Here is a 14,814-nt window from a genome sequence, read left to right as displayed (position 1 = left end):
ACGATATGACTGCATCCGTTTCTGTGGGCGAGAAAAAACAATTTGTCCGCTGGTTCCTCGGGTCTTATAAGATGAAAAGGCGTGAATGCATTTGGATCCTCAATTATCTGCTGAGCAATGATGAATTGTTGGAGAAAACGCATTTTGTCGAAGAAGCGCATTATTGTCCCCGGGCAATGGTCATGTCGACAACTGAATCGAAGGAAATCCCATTCCAGTTTTATAAAGGCAAGCTAATGACCTCAGATGCTGAAAAATCTTTCCACGACCTCAGGCTCCATCCTGATGAGCCTTTATATGTACAATTGAATTTTCCAAGCATTCCGCCCGCGCCGCTTTATCTGGCGGTACTGGAAGAAAACCCGCATATGCCGAAAGGGGCTTCGGTCAGCGAACAGGACCGTCTGTTGGCAGAACAAGTATTGAATGAAAGTTTATCGTCTTACCAGGAAGAAACGATCCTCAAAAAAATCGACGAAGCATTGGATGCAGGAGATAAGGAACGATTCTTTGAATTGTCTGCCTTACTGTCTGTTGTGAAATCGGCGAAAAAAATGGAGAGTGACTGAATACATGCATTTTAATAGCAAAGACATCGATTTATACGCAGGACAAAAAGATTATGTTGACACAGCGGTCGTTCCGCTGATCGAATTGGACCTAACCGACACTGGCATGAAAGCGAGCGCAGGGGCATCTGAATATTTACAATCTTTAACTGTTATATTGGAAAAGCAATTCAAAGGGCGGATACTATTGCTTCCGCCTATTTCTTATGCTCGTGCCGCAGACCGCTCACAGCTTGGGCAACAATTAAAGAAAGAGCTGTCGGAAACCGCATTCAAGCACGTTTTCTACTTGACGACCGATCCGAAATGGCGCGCTGTCGAAGAACTTGACAATGTTTTATGGCTGCCGGCTATTCCGACAGGGGATATGGACCAATCTTTCAAGAAATCGGTCATGGAAGACCAGCTGCGGCAAGTGCTTCCGCTGTTTACTAAAGAATGGACACATCATTCATGAAATGTTCACAAACTGTCTCAATAGACGGAATGCAATATTGACCTTAAGTTTTGATTGATATATCATTAGGTTGTCCTAGTAATTATATTTGAATGACTATGTCCTTTGGACTGACCTTGAATGTTAGAGGGGGGAAAAGAATGAGTAATAATCGTGTATCACGACGCCAATTTTTAGGTTACACACTGACTGGTGTGGGTGGTTTCATGGCAGCAGGGATGCTAATGCCGATGGTGCGTTTTGCAGTCGACCCAATTCTACAGCAACATGACGCTGGAGATTATGTTTTGACTGACAAAGCAGTAGCCGACATTACTGAAGAACCAGTACGCGTCGACTTTACTTACGAACAAGTAGATGCATGGTATACATCTGAAGTCACGAATTCTGCATGGGTTTACAAAGAAGGCGATAAACTAATCGCACTTTCACCTGTCTGCAAACACTTAGGATGTACAGTGAACTGGGGCGGGGATCCAGAAAACCCGACACAGTTCTTCTGCCCTTGCCACGCTGGCCGCTATGAGAAGAATGGACAGAACATCGCAGGGACACCGCCGCTCGGACCTCTTGATGAGTATCAAGTTCAAGAACAGGATGGTTTTGTAGCCATCGGAGCAGTAAGAGAAAACACTTTAGTTTAATAGTTAGGGGGTACGACACCAGTGCTAAACAAGTTATATGATTGGGTAGATGAGCGATTGGACATCACGCCGATCTGGCGCGATATTGCAGACCATGAAGTACCGGAACACGTTAACCCCGCACACCACTTTTCAGCATTTGTTTATTGTTTCGGAGGGCTGACATTCTTTATTACAGTCATCCAGATCCTATCTGGCATGTTCCTTACCATGTATTACGTGCCGGATATTGAAAATGCTTGGCAGTCGGTTTATTATCTCCAGAATGAAGTCGCTTTTGGGGAAATCGTGCGTGGGATGCACCACTGGGGAGCTTCTTTAGTAGTTGTTATGATTTTCCTTCATACGCTGCGTGTATTCTTCACAGGCTCTTATAAAAAACCTCGTGAATTGAACTGGGTCGTCGGCGTATTGCTATTCGGCGTAATCCTCGGCCTATCTTTCACAGGTTATTTGCTTCCATGGGATATGAAAGCATTGTTCGCAACAAAAGTTGGGATTGAAATTGCAGCTTCTGTACCGGTGATCGGCGATACGATCAAAATTTTGCTTGCAGGGGATTCAACAATTCTCGGAGCACAAACTTTGACGCGCTTCTTTGCGATCCACGTCTTCTTCTTGCCTGCTGCTTTGCTTGGGTTGCTCGCAGCACACTTTATCATGATCAGAAGACAAGGTATTTCAGGACCATTGTAATTCATCCTTAACCAAGGATTTTAAGGAGGGGACACTATGCATCGCGGAAAAGGGATGAAATTTGTAGGGGATTCACGTGTTCCGAGCAAAGAGTTCAGGAAACCGAATATCCCGAAAGATTACTCCGAATATCCTGGCAAAACAGAAGCCTTTTGGCCGAACTTCCTTCTAAAAGAATGGATGATCGGTTCTGTCTTCCTAATTGGTTATTTGCTTTTGACTGTCGCCCATCCTTCGCCTCTTGAAGGCCAGGCTGATCCGACAGACACAGCATATATTCCATTGCCAGACTGGTATTTCTTGTTCTTATACCAATTATTGAAATATGAATTCGCGTCCGGACCGTTCAACGTGGTCGGCGCAATCATCATTCCGGGCCTTGCGTTCGGTGCTTTGATGCTTGCACCGTTCCTTGACCGGGGACCGGAACGCCGCCCATCAAAACGCCCATTGCCGACTGGCTTCATGCTTTTGGCAATCGCGTCCATCATTTTCCTCACTTGGGAATCCGTAGCTAACCACGACTGGGAAGCAGCGGCTCGTCAAGGGGAAATCACGGAAGAAGTGGAAATCGATACAGCGGATCCTGGATATGAAATTTATTCAGCAGCAGCTTGTATCAGTTGCCACGGCGATAACTTGGAAGGGGCAGTCGGGCCGAGCTTGATCGGAACTGGCTTGACAGCAGAAGAAATCGCTGAAATTGCCGTGAATGGTATCGAAGCTGGCGGAGTGCAATCCATGCCGCCTTCTTGGGACGGAACTGACGAAGATCTTCAAGTCATGACAGAGTTCATTGCTGGACTTGAAGCTGAATAAACTTACAGAAAAAGAGCCGGGAAACCGGCTCTTTTTTTCTGCACAAGAAAGGAAGGTTGGATGGTAGAATTCACAGCAAAAATTTCTGCTTGGCTGATGTTCCGGCCATTTTTAATATTGCTGTTCTTCGTCAATTTAGGGGGCACAATTTACGGTTACATTTGGTACGGCTGGCAATTGCGTATCACCGAACCAATTTTCCTTATTTTTGTGCCGGACAGCCCAACGGCCAGCCTATTTTTCACGATAGTGATCGGCTTATGGATTATCGGCAAGCACAGCCCGCTGATCGAAGCACTCGCTTTTGTTACCTTGATCAAGTATGGTTTGTGGGCGGTTGTCATGAATTTATTGACACTATTGCAAACCGGCTCAATCGGTTGGCTCGGCTGGATGCTTGTTGCCTCTCATTTCGCCATGGCGCTGCAAGCTGTGCTGTATTTCGAGCATTATCGCTTCGGCTATTTATCGGTTGCACTCACCGCTATTTGGACTTTACATAACGACGTCATCGATTATGTCTTTGGGCAGATGCCAATTTATTCGAGTCTAAGCGAATTTAGTGCACAAATCGGTTATTTCACGTTTTGGCTGTCAATTGCCTGTATCGCCTTCGCTTGGTTCACAGCGTCACAGAACCGCCATCTAGAACCGCGGCGTATCAGTTGACCGAAAGTCAGAAAAACAAGTAAAATAGGGATATAGAAACAAAAAGAGAGGTTGATCAATAAAATGGGATTGGGCGGCTATATAATTTATTTTATCGTCTTGTTAATTGTGCCGATTTGGGCTCAAATGAAACTGAAAAGCACATATAAAAAATATTCCAAAGTCCGGTCGACTTCCGGCCATACAGGGGCCGAAGTGGCTCGTATCATTCTTGACCAAAACGGCTTGAGCAATGTCAAAGTCGTTGAAAGCCGCGGCATGCTCAGCGACCACTACAACCCGATGACCAAAACAGTTGCGCTTAGCAGCCATAACTACCATGAGCCATCGGTAGCCGGCACTGCTGTCGCAGCGCACGAAGTGGGGCACGCCATCCAGGATGCAACGGATTATTCATTCCTGCGTTTCCGCCACCGCCTTGTGCCGATGGTCAATATTTCATCGAATATGTCGTGGGTATTCATCATGATTGGTATATTCGCAAACATTAGCGGAGCCATGTTGATCGGTATCGTGCTTCTAGCAGTCGGTGTATTGTTCCAATTGGTCACTTTGCCGGTCGAATTCAACGCTTCGAATCGCGCGATGGACCAGCTGTTGTCTCATAACGTCATCCGCAATGATGAAGAAAGACACGCGAAAAAAGTATTGAACGCAGCAGCTATGACTTATGTAGCAGCTACTGCAGTTGCAGTGATCGAACTTGCTCGTCTGATCTTGATCTACACAAGCATGGATCGTTCATAATAAAACGAAACGGGCGGGAAAAGCATTTGCTTTTCCCGCCCGTTTTTTATGTGGCATACTTGCATTAAAGAGGCTGTTTCTGTTCGTCGAGCGTAAACCCTTCACCCATCACATCATGCACTTCGATTAATGAGACGAATGCGTGGGGATCGACGGAATTGACGATGTTTTTCAGCCGCACGAGCTCGTTGCGCGCTACGACGCAATACAACACTTCGCGCTCTTCTTTGGTGAAATGGCCATAGCCTCGGAGAATGGTGATGCCGCGATCCATTTCAATGGCGATGCGGCTCGCAATTTCTTCTTGTGAATTAGAGATAATCAGCGCGCCGCGTCCAGAGTAAGCCCCTTCTTGGACGAAGTCGATGACACGGGCGCCGACAAAGACTGCGACGAGCGTATACATCATGGAGCGGTAGTCAAGGAAGGTCAACCACGATAGCATGATGACCAATGCATCGAATAGGAACATCGTCTTACCCATGCTCCAGCCGACGTATTTCTGCACCAGTCTCGCAATGATATCTACCCCGCCGGTCGTTCCCCCGTAGCGGAAGATGATGCCCAGCCCCATCCCGACAAAGACGCCGGCAAATAAAGCGGCGAGAAATAAGTCATCGCGCAAAGGAATTTGGACTTCGTAGACAAGGAAGATTTTCAAGAAAGCAGAAACTGCGACTGTGCCAATGATTGTATAAAGAAACACCTTGCGCCCAAGAAGTTTCCAGCCGATAAAGAATAAGGGGATATTCAATACCAGGTTCATTAAAGCCGGATCCCAGTTCCAAAGGAAATAAAGAATCAACGTGATCCCCGCGAATCCGCCTTCTCCGAGCTCATTTTGGATATTGAAATGAACAAAGCCGAAACTATAGATTGCTGAGCCGAGAAGGATGAAAAAGATGTTTTTCAATTGAAGATCTTTCATAAAAAAGCTGCCTCCCTTTTTTGTCATTAACTTCTGTATTATCTGCCATGATGCCGTTTTTGACAACACCCCCCGTTTTCTTTACGATTGAATGGGAGTGTGATGATAGTGAACGCAGATAAAAGCATGAGGCAATTACAGCAAGAGGTGGACCGCCACATCGGGCAGTTTAAAGAAGGATATTTTGCCCCGATGGAGATGCTTGCGCGGATGACTGAGGAACTCGGGGAACTGGCGCGCGAAGTCAATCATGTGTACGGGCCGAAAAAGAAAAAAGATTCGGAAGCTGAGAAACTGATCGAAGAGGAAATGGGCGATGTGCTTTTCGTTTTGATTTGCATGGCCAACTCCATGAATATCGATTTACAGGAAGCCCACGACGGGGTCATGGAAAAATTCCGGATACGTGATAAAGACCGCTGGACGAGAAAGGAAGAACAATGATGACGATAAAAGTAGCGATTGCCGGAGCCCGAGGCAAAATGGGCAAAGAAGCTGTACATACTGTAATGGAAAATGCCGATATGGAATTAGTTGCAGCATTGGATTATAAAGACATTGGCGCAACATTAGCCGAAACGGGTTTGTTTCCTGAGAGCTTTCAAGTGCCGGTCTTTACTGATCTCAAAGCGCTTCACGGTGAGCATGCACCTGATGTCCTCGTCGACTTGACGACGCCTGAGCACGTTTATGGCCATACCAAAAAAGCGCTGCAGCTCGGCATTCGCCCAGTCGTCGGGACAACAGGATTTTCCAATGAGGAATTAGAAGAATTGACAGAACTCGCCAAAACCTCAGAGCTTGGCGGCATCATCGCGCCGAATTTTGCAGTCGGGGCAGTATTGATGATGAAATTTGCAGAACAGGCAGCGAAATATTTGCCAGACGTTGAGATCATTGAGATGCATCATGACCAAAAACTTGATGCCCCGTCAGGCACTGCAATGAAGACAGCGCATATGATGAGTGAAACGCGGCCGGTACATCAGCAAGGCCATGTAGATGAAAAAGAAACTTTGCAAGGCGCTCGCGGTGCAGACTACGATGGCATGCGCATCCACAGTGTTCGTTTGCCCGGGTTAGTGGCACATCAGCAAGTACTGCTTGGCGGCGAAGGACAGCTTTTGACCTTGCGCCACGATTCGTTCAACCGCGGTTCCTTTATGTCAGGGGTCAGTTTGTCGATTCGCGAAGTGATGGAGCGCAAGGAATTAATTTATGGCCTGGAACATATCATTAGCTAAAATAATGGAGGCGATTGGATGAACATCGCATTGATTGCACATGATCGAAAAAAAGATGACTTGATACAATTTGCCATTGCTTATAAGACTATTTTAGCGAAACATAATTTGTTCGCTACAGGCACAACCGGTTCCCGGTTAGTAGAAGGGACTGGCTTGCCTGTTCACCGTTTCCAGTCGGGGCCGCTTGGCGGCGATCAGCAAATCGGGGCAATGATCGCACAAAATGAAATGGACATGATCCTCTTTTTCCGCGATCCATTGACTGCACAGCCCCATGAGCCTGACGTCACAGCATTGATCCGGCTATGTGATGTTTATCAAATACCCCTTGCGACGAATATGGGAACAGCTGAAGTCCTTCTGAAAGGCCTAGAAAATGGATTGGTCGATTGGCGGCTCCTGAGTGACCGCCGGAAATAGGAGGAGAGATTTTTGCGAAAAATGAAAATCGGAATTACATGTTACCCGACAGTCGGCGGATCTGGCGTTGTGGCGACTGAACTGGGGAAAATGCTGGCTGAAAAAGGCCATGAAATTCATTTCATCACCTCGAGTACGCCGTTTCGGCTGAACCGGCTTTATGCCAATATATTCAGCCACCAAGTGGATGTCAACAGCTATTCAGTGTTTCAATATGCACCGTATGACATCGCTTTGGCGACCAAGATTGCAGAAGTGATCAAAAACGAGAAATTGGACCTTTTGCATGTGCATTATGCTATCCCACATGCGGTCTGTGCGATATTGGGACGTGATATGGCAGGGTCTGATATTGGCATCGTCACGACTTTGCACGGCACCGATATTACCGTTCTCGGCACGGACAGTTCGTTGAAAGACGCGATCCGCTATGGCATCGAGAAATCCGATATCGTGACAGCAGTGTCGGATTCATTGAAACAGCAGACCTATGACATGATCGCGCCGGATAAACAGATTGAGACCGTCCATAACTTCGTCGACGAACGCGAATATTATCAACACGATTCAGCCAAATTGAAAGAAGAGCTGGGTATTGAAGCGCACGAAAAAGTCTTGATCCATGTGTCGAATTTCCGCAAGGTTAAGCGCGTGGAAGATGTCGTCTCCACTTTTGCGAAAGTACAAAAAAACATCGACGCCAAATTATTGCTGGTCGGTGATGGCCCTGAAATGAGCCGCATCCACCAGCAAGTGAAAGACCTCCATATCGAACAGCAAGTCTTGTTCCTCGGCAAGCGTGACAATTTATCGGAACTTTACAGCATGAGCGATGTAAAACTGCTGATGTCTGAAAAAGAAGCGTTCGGCCTGGTCTTGCTTGAGGCGATGGCTTGCGGCGTTCCGGCAATCGGTACGCAAATCGGCGGCATCCCCGAAATCATCGAACCGGGTGAAAACGGCTTTTTGGTGGAACTCGGCGATATCGACGCTGCGGCAAATGCGGCAATCCGCATATTGACCGACGATATGCTCCATGAAAAAATGTCGGGGGCGGCTTTAGAAACCGTGACCAAACGCTTCAGTTCAGAGAAAATTCTTGCCGAATACGAAACGCTTTATGCGCGGTTGTTGAAACAGGCCGATAAGCAATGAAACAGGCCAAGCACATCATCGAGCGCTTAAAAGAAGCGGGGTTTGAAGCTTATATGGTCGGAGGAGCTGTACGGGACTATTTGCGCGGAACCGTGCCTCATGATATCGACGTAGCGACTTCCGCAGCCCCTGAGCAAGTGAAAGCCTTATTCGAACGGTCGATTGACACCGGGATCGAACATGGGACCGTCATGATCCTCATCGAGGGACAGGGAACCGAAGTCACCACATTCCGCACAGAAAGCGGCTATTCGGATAATCGAAGGCCGGATAAAGTGGAATTCGTCAATTCATTGCATGAAGATTTAAAACGCCGTGATTTCACCATCAATTCAATGGCGATGACGGAACAGATGGACATTATCGACCCTTTCGGCGGCAGAGATGATTTAAGTGCAGGCATTATCCGTGCGGTCGGTATTCCAGAAGAGCGTTTCGCAGAAGATGCGCTGCGCATGTTGCGGGCGATCCGATTTTCGGGCCAGCTGAATTTCCACATCGATCCAGCGACTAAAAAAGCCATCATTGAGCATGCTGGGAGGATACAATCTGTCGCGATGGAGCGCATCAAGGCGGAATTGGACAAAGTCATGGTTTCTGCAGCCCCGCGCATCAGCATGCGTTATTTGATCGAAACCCGCCTGCACGAGTTTTTGCCCTCAGGCAGATTATTTGAGCTGGATTGGTCTGGCTACATAGCCGACAAAGATCCATTGTCTGGCTGGTTTTACCTATTGCATCAAAATAATGAGGCTTTCGGTGCAATACGGGAATACCGTTTCTCCAACCAGGATAAAAAAGACCTTCAATATGCACTTGAAGCGAGTCATCTGCCACTTTGGGACGATTGGGCTTATTACAGCTTCACAGAACGTCAATTGATGATTGCGCAGGCGGCGTCACATAAAACAGAAGCGGTGAGAGAGCGTCAACAGGCGTTGCCGATCCACTCGAAATCAGAACTTGCGGCCAATGGGCGCGATTTGATGGAATGGACGGGAAAAAAAGCGGGGCCTTGGCTGAAAGAGTGGACCTTGCATATCGAAAAAGCAGTGGTCGAACGCCGCTTGGCCAATGATAAAGAACGCATAAAGGACTGGTTTAAAGATGAATATCACCGTCACACATAAATTGGCGACACGGCTATTAGAAGCAGGGGCGGAACCGGTGTCCGGCCAGCAATTGGCAGACGAGTTCGGGGTTTCGAGAACGGCGATTTGGAAACATATGAAAGAACTCGAGGAAATGGGCTATGAAATCGAATCGGTGCGCAAAAAAGGCTACCGTATCCAAAACAGCCCAGACAGCCTGGAAGCTTTTCTTGTCCAAGCCGGGCTCAAGACAGAAAAAATCGGCAAGCGGATCGAGTATCTGGAACAATGTACCTCGACTCAAATCATTGCGCACCAACTGGCACAAGAAGGTGCGCCGGATGGAACGGTGGTCATTGCGGAGCTTCAGACTGAAGGCAGAGGCCGTTTGATGAGAAAATGGGATTCGGCGAAAGGCCAAGGCATCTGGATGAGCGTTATCTTGCGTCCGGACGTCCCGCCCCATAAAGCGCCCCAGTTCACATTGGTCGCTGCGGTAGCGATCGTCCGGGCGATTCAAACAGTGACTGGTCTAGAAGCATCGATCAAATGGCCGAATGATATCTTATTTGGCACGAAAAAAGCGACAGGCATCTTGACAGAGCTGCAGTCGGACGCTGACGGGATCCAAGCTTTGATCATCGGCATCGGTGTCAACGTCAATCAAGAACGGGAAGATTTCGATGCTGACGTCCAGGACATCGCGACTTCCTTACGCCTCGAGTCCGGCCAGCCGGTAAACCGCAGCAAATTAGTGCAGGAAATCCTGCGCTTTCTTGAAGTCTATACAGAGCTGTATATTGAAAAAGGATTTGCCCCGTTAAAAATATTGTGGGAAGGGCATTCCGCGACAATCGGCAAAGCCGTTCGCGCCCGCATGTCGCGTGAAACCTTAGAAGGTGTAGCCGAAGGCATTACAGAAGATGGGGTCTTGCAGCTGCGTACTGCTGACGGTAAGCTTCATGGCATTTATTCAGCGGATATCGAGCTGAAGTAAAGGATATAGGCATTTTCCAGAAATTCTGCTATAGTGAAAATGACGGGCAGTATCCGATAGCGAACTGCACCGTGGCACGTAACAGCAAGCAATAAATGAATATGATTCTGCCTTGATCATTACGTGACAGGGACGGAGGAAACCGAATTGGAATTTTCTGTCCTTCTGTCTTCTGACAGAAGGCTTTTTATATGGTTTTCTCCTCAAAAGGAGAGGGAAACATGCAAGTCGTAAACACAGTGAAGGCTTTAAGAAATTGGGTTCTGAGCACAAAAGAAAGCGGGCAGTCAATCGGGTTGGTGCCGACGATGGGCTTCTTGCACGAAGGGCATCTGGCGCTTGTCGAGTCCGCAAAATCGGAGAACGACTTGGTGGTTATGAGCATTTTCGTCAACCCTGCACAATTCGGCCCGAATGAAGATTTTGACCGCTATCCACGCGATTTCGACCGCGACAGCACGCTCGCTGAAAAAGCGGGTGTCGACGTGATTTTTGCCCCGTCAGTAGAAGAAATGTATCCGCGTGAATCGCAAATCACGATGGGAGCGGGAACACTTGCAGATGTCTTGTGCGGAAAAAGCCGACCGGGACATTTTGATGGCGTGCTGAAAGTAGTGACGAAATTATTCCATCTCGTTCAACCCGATATGGCCTATTTTGGCCAGAAAGATGCACAGCAACTGGCGATCATTGAGTCGCTTGTGCGGGATTTCGATTTCCCGTTGGACATCCGCCGCATCGCAACAGTCCGTGAACCGGACGGGCTTGCCAAAAGTTCACGCAATGTCTATCTGAGCGAAACAGAACGCGCAGAAGCGCCAAAACTTTATCAAGCCTTGCAACGGGGAGTGACGATTGCTTGCAACGGCAAAGACCCAATTCCGGAGATGACCCGGTTCATCCAGTCGGAAACTTCCGGTACAATCGATTACATCGAGCTGCTGTCTTATCCGGACTTGACGGAAGCGCCGAACGGGCAAGCGATCCTCGCGCTCGCCGTCCAATTCCAAAAAGCCCGACTTATCGACAATATTATTTTCAATTTAAAGGAGAACTGACCTATGCTTAGAATGATGCTCAATTCCAAAATCCACCGTGCGACGGTAACTGAAGCCGATTTGAATTATGTCGGCAGCATCACGATTGACCAGGATCTATTGGATGCAGTCGGCATGCTGCCGAATGAGAAAGTCCATATCGTCAATAATAATAACGGCGCCCGCTTCGAGACTTATATCATCGCAGGGGAACGCGGAAGCGGTGTTATCTGCGTCAACGGGGCAGCAGCGCGTCTCGTCCAGCGAGGAGACATCGTCATCATCTTGTCTTATGGCTATGTTATGGACAAAGATGCGCGCAGCCATAAACCGACTGTGGCAATCATGGATGCGGACAATTCCATTAGGGAAATCATCCATTATGAACCAGAAGCAACAGTCATGTAAGGAACGATTCGTGAACACTCCAAAAGGGAAAGACTTTCCCTTTTGGAGTGTTTCTTATTTTGCCGTGTTCCTGCCGGCGAACAACGGGCGAATATGTTACAATTTTTCCTGAGAGAATCACCTGAGAAAGAGGGGTTATCATGAATTCCCAAAAATATGTCGTTGTCGATATCGAAACAACGGGCCATTCCCCTGCAAAAGGTGACCGGATCATCCAATTGGCGATGGTGGCGATCGAACAAGGAGAAATCGTTGATACATATACGAAATTCATCAATCCGCAGCGGAAAATTCCGGCGTTTATACAGGATTTGACCAATATTACAGAGCGGGACGTGGAAGGCGCAGAGCCTTTTGAAGCCTACGCCGAGGAAATCTACAGCCAATTAGAAGGCGCCATTTTCATTGCCCACAATATCCATTTTGACTTGCCGTTTTTGCAAGCGGAACTAAGCCGTGCAGGTATGCCGAAATGGCAGGGACTGGCCATGGATACAGTGGAACTTTCACGTCTGGTCTACCCGACTGCCTTCAGTTATAAATTACAGGACATTGCATCCGAACAAGGCATTACCTTAACGAATGCGCACCGTGCCGATGATGACGCCTTGGCAACGGCTAAATTATTCCTGCAAGCAAAACAGGAGCTGTCTGAACTTCCGTACGATACGCTGGTCCTTTTGCATAAGCGGTCTTTCCAATTGAAATCGGACTTGTCGCGTTTGCTGTTTGAAATTACACAGCAAAAACGCAATGGGCAAGCCGATAGATTTGGCCGTTTCCGTGGCATCCCGATTGTCCCGAAAGCAGAGCGTACGCGCGTAGTGGATGATTCACCGCAGCAGTCCTCTTGGCGAGATGGACTCGAGACGATTAAACCAGAGTACGAACAGCGGCCGAGCCAAGTCGCGATGATGCAAGCGGTGGAGCGGGCCATCCATGAGCGAAGTGAATTGGTGATTGAAGCATCGACCGGCATGGGGAAGACGCTCGGCTACCTCTTGCCGGCAGCCGCCTATGCCAAAGAATCGAGCAAGCAAGTGGTCATCAGTACATATACGACCCACCTGCAGGACCAACTCGTCTCTAAGGAAGTCAAGCTTGCAGAAGAATTTCTTGGCGCAAAAATCCATGTGGCGCTCATTAAAGGGCTGTCGCATTATATCGACTTGGGCCGATTTTTCGAGTTGCTCCACGGGGAAGATGAGTCCTACGATGAAACATTTACAATCATGCAGATCATGGTTTGGCTGACTTCGACCAAGACTGGCGATTTAAACGAATTGAACGTGTCGAGCGGTGGGCAGTTGCTGGTCGACAAAGTGCGCCGTTCGCATTTAAGGAAATTGACGAAGTTTGAAAAACCCATTGATTTCTACGAACATGCACTGACAGAAGCTGAAAATGCTCATGTCATTGTGACCAACCATGCATTCTTATTGAATTCCCATAACCAAAAGCGGGAAATATTGAAAAACGTGGAGGCCTATATATGGGATGAAGCGCATCAAGTCGTGCAGGCGGCAGTTGCCCATAAAGAGAAAACCTTCGTTTATACGCAATGGCGCTATGTGTTCGGCCAATTGGGGAGCTTTGATGAAAACCAGCTGTTTGCGAAATTCTACCGCGTTGCTGAGTCACACAACTTTGCCAGAGTGCCTGACCTATTGCAAATGGAATCTTTGTATTTGAAATACACCAGTTTATTCGATGATGTGACCCTTTATCTTGCACAGGCCTTCCAGAACAAATTCCATAATAGCCGCACAAGGAAATGTGCATCTTTATTGGATGAATTGGATTTTGAACGGGAAAGTTTCATGAATTTCCTGAGATTCTTGAACAGTTGGATCGACATCGCCCAGGCCATTCTGCAAAAAGCAGAACGCTTTACGGAACTGACGATGAATGAACGGCTCGTGCTCGCGGATTTCCGTTATTGGACAGAAGAATTGATGCTGAAGTCGGTGGAGTTCAGTGAAATTTTCCTGTTCCCTAAGGAAGATGAAGTTTCGTGGGTTGAAGGTGATTTGCGCAGTATGCCCACAAGCTTGTCGCTGTACAAGCGGCCATATGAAGTGGCGTCACTTGTCGATAAAATCATCGGCCAGGCAAGAGGCGAGAAAGCGGTCATTTGGCTGTCGGGCACGATGAGTGTCCCGTCGAACGAACGTTTTATCGTTAATCAGCTAGGCATACCAACTCATGTGCCAATCGAAAAGTTCGAACCTGCCGATCAATTCTACAGCGGTGCAAAAGTCTATATCGTCGAGGACATGCCGGATATCCAGCAAGTATCTCAGCAGGAATACATCGAATCCGTAGCGGATGCAGTCACCCAGACGGTGCTCGTCACCGAAGGGCGCTGTTTCGTGTTGTTCACTTCACAGGACATGCTCAGGAAAACAGTCGATTTGATCCAGGATTCCCAGTTGCTCGATGATTATATGCTGTTTGCGCAAGGCATGTCTTCAGGCAGCCGCATGAAATTATTGAAGTCGTTCCAGCGATTCCAGAAATCGGTGTTGTTCGGGACGAATAGTTTCTGGGAAGGCGTCGATGTGCCGGGCGATGCGCTGCGCGCTGTTGTTGTCGTGAGGTTGCCCTTCACATCACCTGAAGAGCCTATATTCAAAGCGAAATCACGGATTATCTCCAAAGAAGGCATCAATCCGTTCATGCATTATGCGCTGCCGGAAGCGGTGTTGCGTTTGCGCCAAGGGTTTGGCCGTCTGATCCGCTCTAAAAAGGATAAAGGATTGTTTATCGTGCTGGACCGCCGCATTGAAACGAAATCATACGGCGAGGAATTCCTGCATGCCCTGCCCGACGTACCGGTCGCCAAAGTGTCTTTGGAAAAGATGGTAACCGATATTGAACATTGGTATAATAAGCAAGGATAAAGAGGGAAGAACGGTTCCCCCAATCGA

Annotated in this window: 17 protein-coding genes; 16 read left to right on the top strand and 1 reads right to left on the bottom strand. The window is 47.9% G+C overall.

Annotated features, from left to right (window positions below; translation table 11 throughout):
* Nucleotides 1-5 precede the first annotated feature (5 nt).
* From KTG14_RS00810 to KTG14_RS00780, 7 genes are all read left to right on the top strand, one after another.
* Nucleotides 6-569, top strand: a complete 564-nt coding sequence (locus tag KTG14_RS00810) for a ReoY family proteolytic degradation factor (protein WP_216968484.1) — start codon at nt 6-8, stop codon at nt 567-569.
* 4 nt (nt 570-573) lie between these two features.
* Nucleotides 574-1,026 carry a DUF2487 family protein gene (locus KTG14_RS00805; protein ID WP_216968482.1) on the top strand — a complete coding sequence of 151 codons (453 nt, stop codon included), beginning with the start codon at nt 574-576 and terminating at the stop codon, nt 1,024-1,026.
* A gap of 140 nt (nt 1,027-1,166) precedes the next feature.
* Nucleotides 1,167-1,670, top strand: a complete 504-nt coding sequence (locus tag KTG14_RS00800; RefSeq protein WP_216968480.1) for a QcrA and Rieske domain-containing protein — start codon at nt 1,167-1,169, stop codon at nt 1,668-1,670.
* A 21-nt stretch (nt 1,671-1,691) separates the two neighbouring features.
* Entirely contained in the window at nt 1,692-2,366 is a 675-nt protein-coding gene (gene qcrB, locus KTG14_RS00795) for a menaquinol-cytochrome c reductase cytochrome b subunit (RefSeq protein ID WP_211654343.1), read from the top strand.
* A 36-nt stretch (nt 2,367-2,402) separates the two neighbouring features.
* Entirely contained in the window at nt 2,403-3,185 is a 783-nt protein-coding gene (locus KTG14_RS00790; RefSeq protein WP_216968477.1) for a menaquinol-cytochrome c reductase cytochrome b/c subunit, read from the top strand.
* Nucleotides 3,186-3,245: 60 nt separating this feature from the next.
* The gene (lhaT, locus tag KTG14_RS00785) at nt 3,246-3,854 is read left to right on the top strand and encodes a lipoprotein heptaprenylglyceryl N-acetyltransferase LhaT (RefSeq protein WP_216968475.1); all 609 of its coding nucleotides are present in this window, start codon (nt 3,246-3,248) and stop codon (nt 3,852-3,854) included.
* A 63-nt stretch (nt 3,855-3,917) separates the two neighbouring features.
* A complete protein-coding gene (locus KTG14_RS00780; RefSeq protein WP_216969089.1) occupies nt 3,918-4,601 on the top strand; it encodes a zinc metallopeptidase in 684 nt (227 codons plus the stop codon).
* 64 nt (nt 4,602-4,665) lie between these two features.
* Here the strand turns inward: KTG14_RS00780 and KTG14_RS00775 are convergent, their stop codons facing one another.
* On the bottom strand, nt 4,666-5,529 hold the full coding sequence (locus KTG14_RS00775; RefSeq protein ID WP_216968474.1) for a YitT family protein: 864 nt from the start codon (nt 5,527-5,529) through the stop codon (nt 4,666-4,668).
* A 102-nt stretch (nt 5,530-5,631) separates the two neighbouring features.
* Between KTG14_RS00775 and KTG14_RS00770 the strand changes: the two genes are divergently transcribed.
* The 9 genes from KTG14_RS00770 (at nt 5,632) to dinG (ending at nt 14,787) form a co-directional block, all read left to right on the top strand.
* Nucleotides 5,632-5,973, top strand: coding sequence for a nucleotide pyrophosphohydrolase (locus KTG14_RS00770; RefSeq protein WP_216968472.1), 342 nt, complete (start codon nt 5,632-5,634; stop codon nt 5,971-5,973).
* Complete coding sequence (dapB, locus tag KTG14_RS00765; protein WP_216968470.1) at nt 5,973-6,773, top strand: 4-hydroxy-tetrahydrodipicolinate reductase; 801 nt, start codon at nt 5,973-5,975, stop codon at nt 6,771-6,773. Before KTG14_RS00770 ends, dapB begins: the two co-directional genes overlap by 1 nt.
* An 18-nt stretch (nt 6,774-6,791) precedes the next feature.
* On the top strand, nt 6,792-7,196 hold the full coding sequence (gene mgsA / locus KTG14_RS00760) for a methylglyoxal synthase (RefSeq protein WP_216968468.1): 405 nt from the start codon (nt 6,792-6,794) through the stop codon (nt 7,194-7,196).
* A gap of 21 nt (nt 7,197-7,217) precedes the next feature.
* The gene (gene bshA, locus KTG14_RS00755; protein WP_216969087.1) at nt 7,218-8,351 is read left to right on the top strand and encodes an N-acetyl-alpha-D-glucosaminyl L-malate synthase BshA; all 1,134 of its coding nucleotides are present in this window, start codon (nt 7,218-7,220) and stop codon (nt 8,349-8,351) included.
* Complete coding sequence (locus KTG14_RS00750; RefSeq protein WP_216968466.1) at nt 8,348-9,481, top strand: CCA tRNA nucleotidyltransferase; 1,134 nt, start codon at nt 8,348-8,350, stop codon at nt 9,479-9,481. Before bshA ends, KTG14_RS00750 begins: the two co-directional genes overlap by 4 nt.
* Nucleotides 9,459-10,439: a biotin--[acetyl-CoA-carboxylase] ligase gene (locus tag KTG14_RS00745; RefSeq protein WP_216968464.1), complete on the top strand. Its 981-nt coding sequence runs from the start codon at nt 9,459-9,461 to the stop codon at nt 10,437-10,439. The genes KTG14_RS00750 and KTG14_RS00745 overlap by 23 nt, the downstream gene beginning before the upstream one ends.
* A gap of 221 nt (nt 10,440-10,660) precedes the next feature.
* A complete protein-coding gene (gene panC / locus KTG14_RS00740; protein ID WP_216968462.1) occupies nt 10,661-11,497 on the top strand; it encodes a pantoate--beta-alanine ligase in 837 nt (278 codons plus the stop codon).
* A 3-nt stretch (nt 11,498-11,500) separates the two neighbouring features.
* The gene (gene panD / locus KTG14_RS00735) at nt 11,501-11,884 is read left to right on the top strand and encodes an aspartate 1-decarboxylase (RefSeq protein WP_216968460.1); all 384 of its coding nucleotides are present in this window, start codon (nt 11,501-11,503) and stop codon (nt 11,882-11,884) included.
* Between the two features lie 140 nt (nt 11,885-12,024).
* Nucleotides 12,025-14,787 carry an ATP-dependent DNA helicase DinG gene (gene dinG, locus KTG14_RS00730; RefSeq protein WP_216968459.1) on the top strand — a complete coding sequence of 921 codons (2,763 nt, stop codon included), beginning with the start codon at nt 12,025-12,027 and terminating at the stop codon, nt 14,785-14,787.
* Nucleotides 14,788-14,814 lie beyond the last annotated feature (27 nt).

Origin of the sequence: Planococcus sp. CP5-4_YE, from assembly GCF_019042655.1 — a bacterium.
Classification (GTDB): Bacteria; Bacillota; Bacilli; order Bacillales_A; family Planococcaceae; genus Planococcus.
Note: the sequence above shows the minus strand (reverse complement) of the source record. Positions and strands in the feature narration are given on the sequence as shown.

Excerpts from the sequence above, each read along its gene's own strand:
- KTG14_RS00775 (WP_216968474.1), bottom strand. The coding sequence starts at position 5,529 with ATGAAAGATCTTCAATTGAAAAACATCTTTTTCATCCTTCTCGGCTCA.
- dinG (WP_216968459.1), top strand. The coding sequence starts at position 12,025 with ATGAATTCCCAAAAATATGTCGTTGTCGATATCGAAACAACGGGCCAT.
- panC (WP_216968462.1), top strand. The coding sequence starts at position 10,661 with ATGCAAGTCGTAAACACAGTGAAGGCTTTAAGAAATTGGGTTCTGAGC.
- bshA (WP_216969087.1), top strand. The coding sequence starts at position 7,218 with ATGAAAATCGGAATTACATGTTACCCGACAGTCGGCGGATCTGGCGTT.
- dapB (WP_216968470.1), top strand. The coding sequence starts at position 5,973 with ATGACGATAAAAGTAGCGATTGCCGGAGCCCGAGGCAAAATGGGCAAA.
- KTG14_RS00770 (WP_216968472.1), top strand. The coding sequence starts at position 5,632 with ATGATAGTGAACGCAGATAAAAGCATGAGGCAATTACAGCAAGAGGTG.
- KTG14_RS00780 (WP_216969089.1), top strand. The coding sequence starts at position 3,918 with ATGGGATTGGGCGGCTATATAATTTATTTTATCGTCTTGTTAATTGTG.
- KTG14_RS00810 (WP_216968484.1), top strand. The coding sequence starts at position 6 with ATGACTGCATCCGTTTCTGTGGGCGAGAAAAAACAATTTGTCCGCTGG.
- KTG14_RS00745 (WP_216968464.1), top strand. The coding sequence starts at position 9,459 with ATGAATATCACCGTCACACATAAATTGGCGACACGGCTATTAGAAGCA.
- mgsA (WP_216968468.1), top strand. The coding sequence starts at position 6,792 with ATGAACATCGCATTGATTGCACATGATCGAAAAAAAGATGACTTGATA.
- KTG14_RS00805 (WP_216968482.1), top strand. The coding sequence starts at position 574 with ATGCATTTTAATAGCAAAGACATCGATTTATACGCAGGACAAAAAGAT.
- KTG14_RS00790 (WP_216968477.1), top strand. The coding sequence starts at position 2,403 with ATGCATCGCGGAAAAGGGATGAAATTTGTAGGGGATTCACGTGTTCCG.
- KTG14_RS00800 (WP_216968480.1), top strand. The coding sequence starts at position 1,167 with ATGAGTAATAATCGTGTATCACGACGCCAATTTTTAGGTTACACACTG.
- KTG14_RS00750 (WP_216968466.1), top strand. The coding sequence starts at position 8,348 with ATGAAACAGGCCAAGCACATCATCGAGCGCTTAAAAGAAGCGGGGTTT.
- panD (WP_216968460.1), top strand. The coding sequence starts at position 11,501 with ATGCTTAGAATGATGCTCAATTCCAAAATCCACCGTGCGACGGTAACT.
- lhaT (WP_216968475.1), top strand. The coding sequence starts at position 3,246 with ATGGTAGAATTCACAGCAAAAATTTCTGCTTGGCTGATGTTCCGGCCA.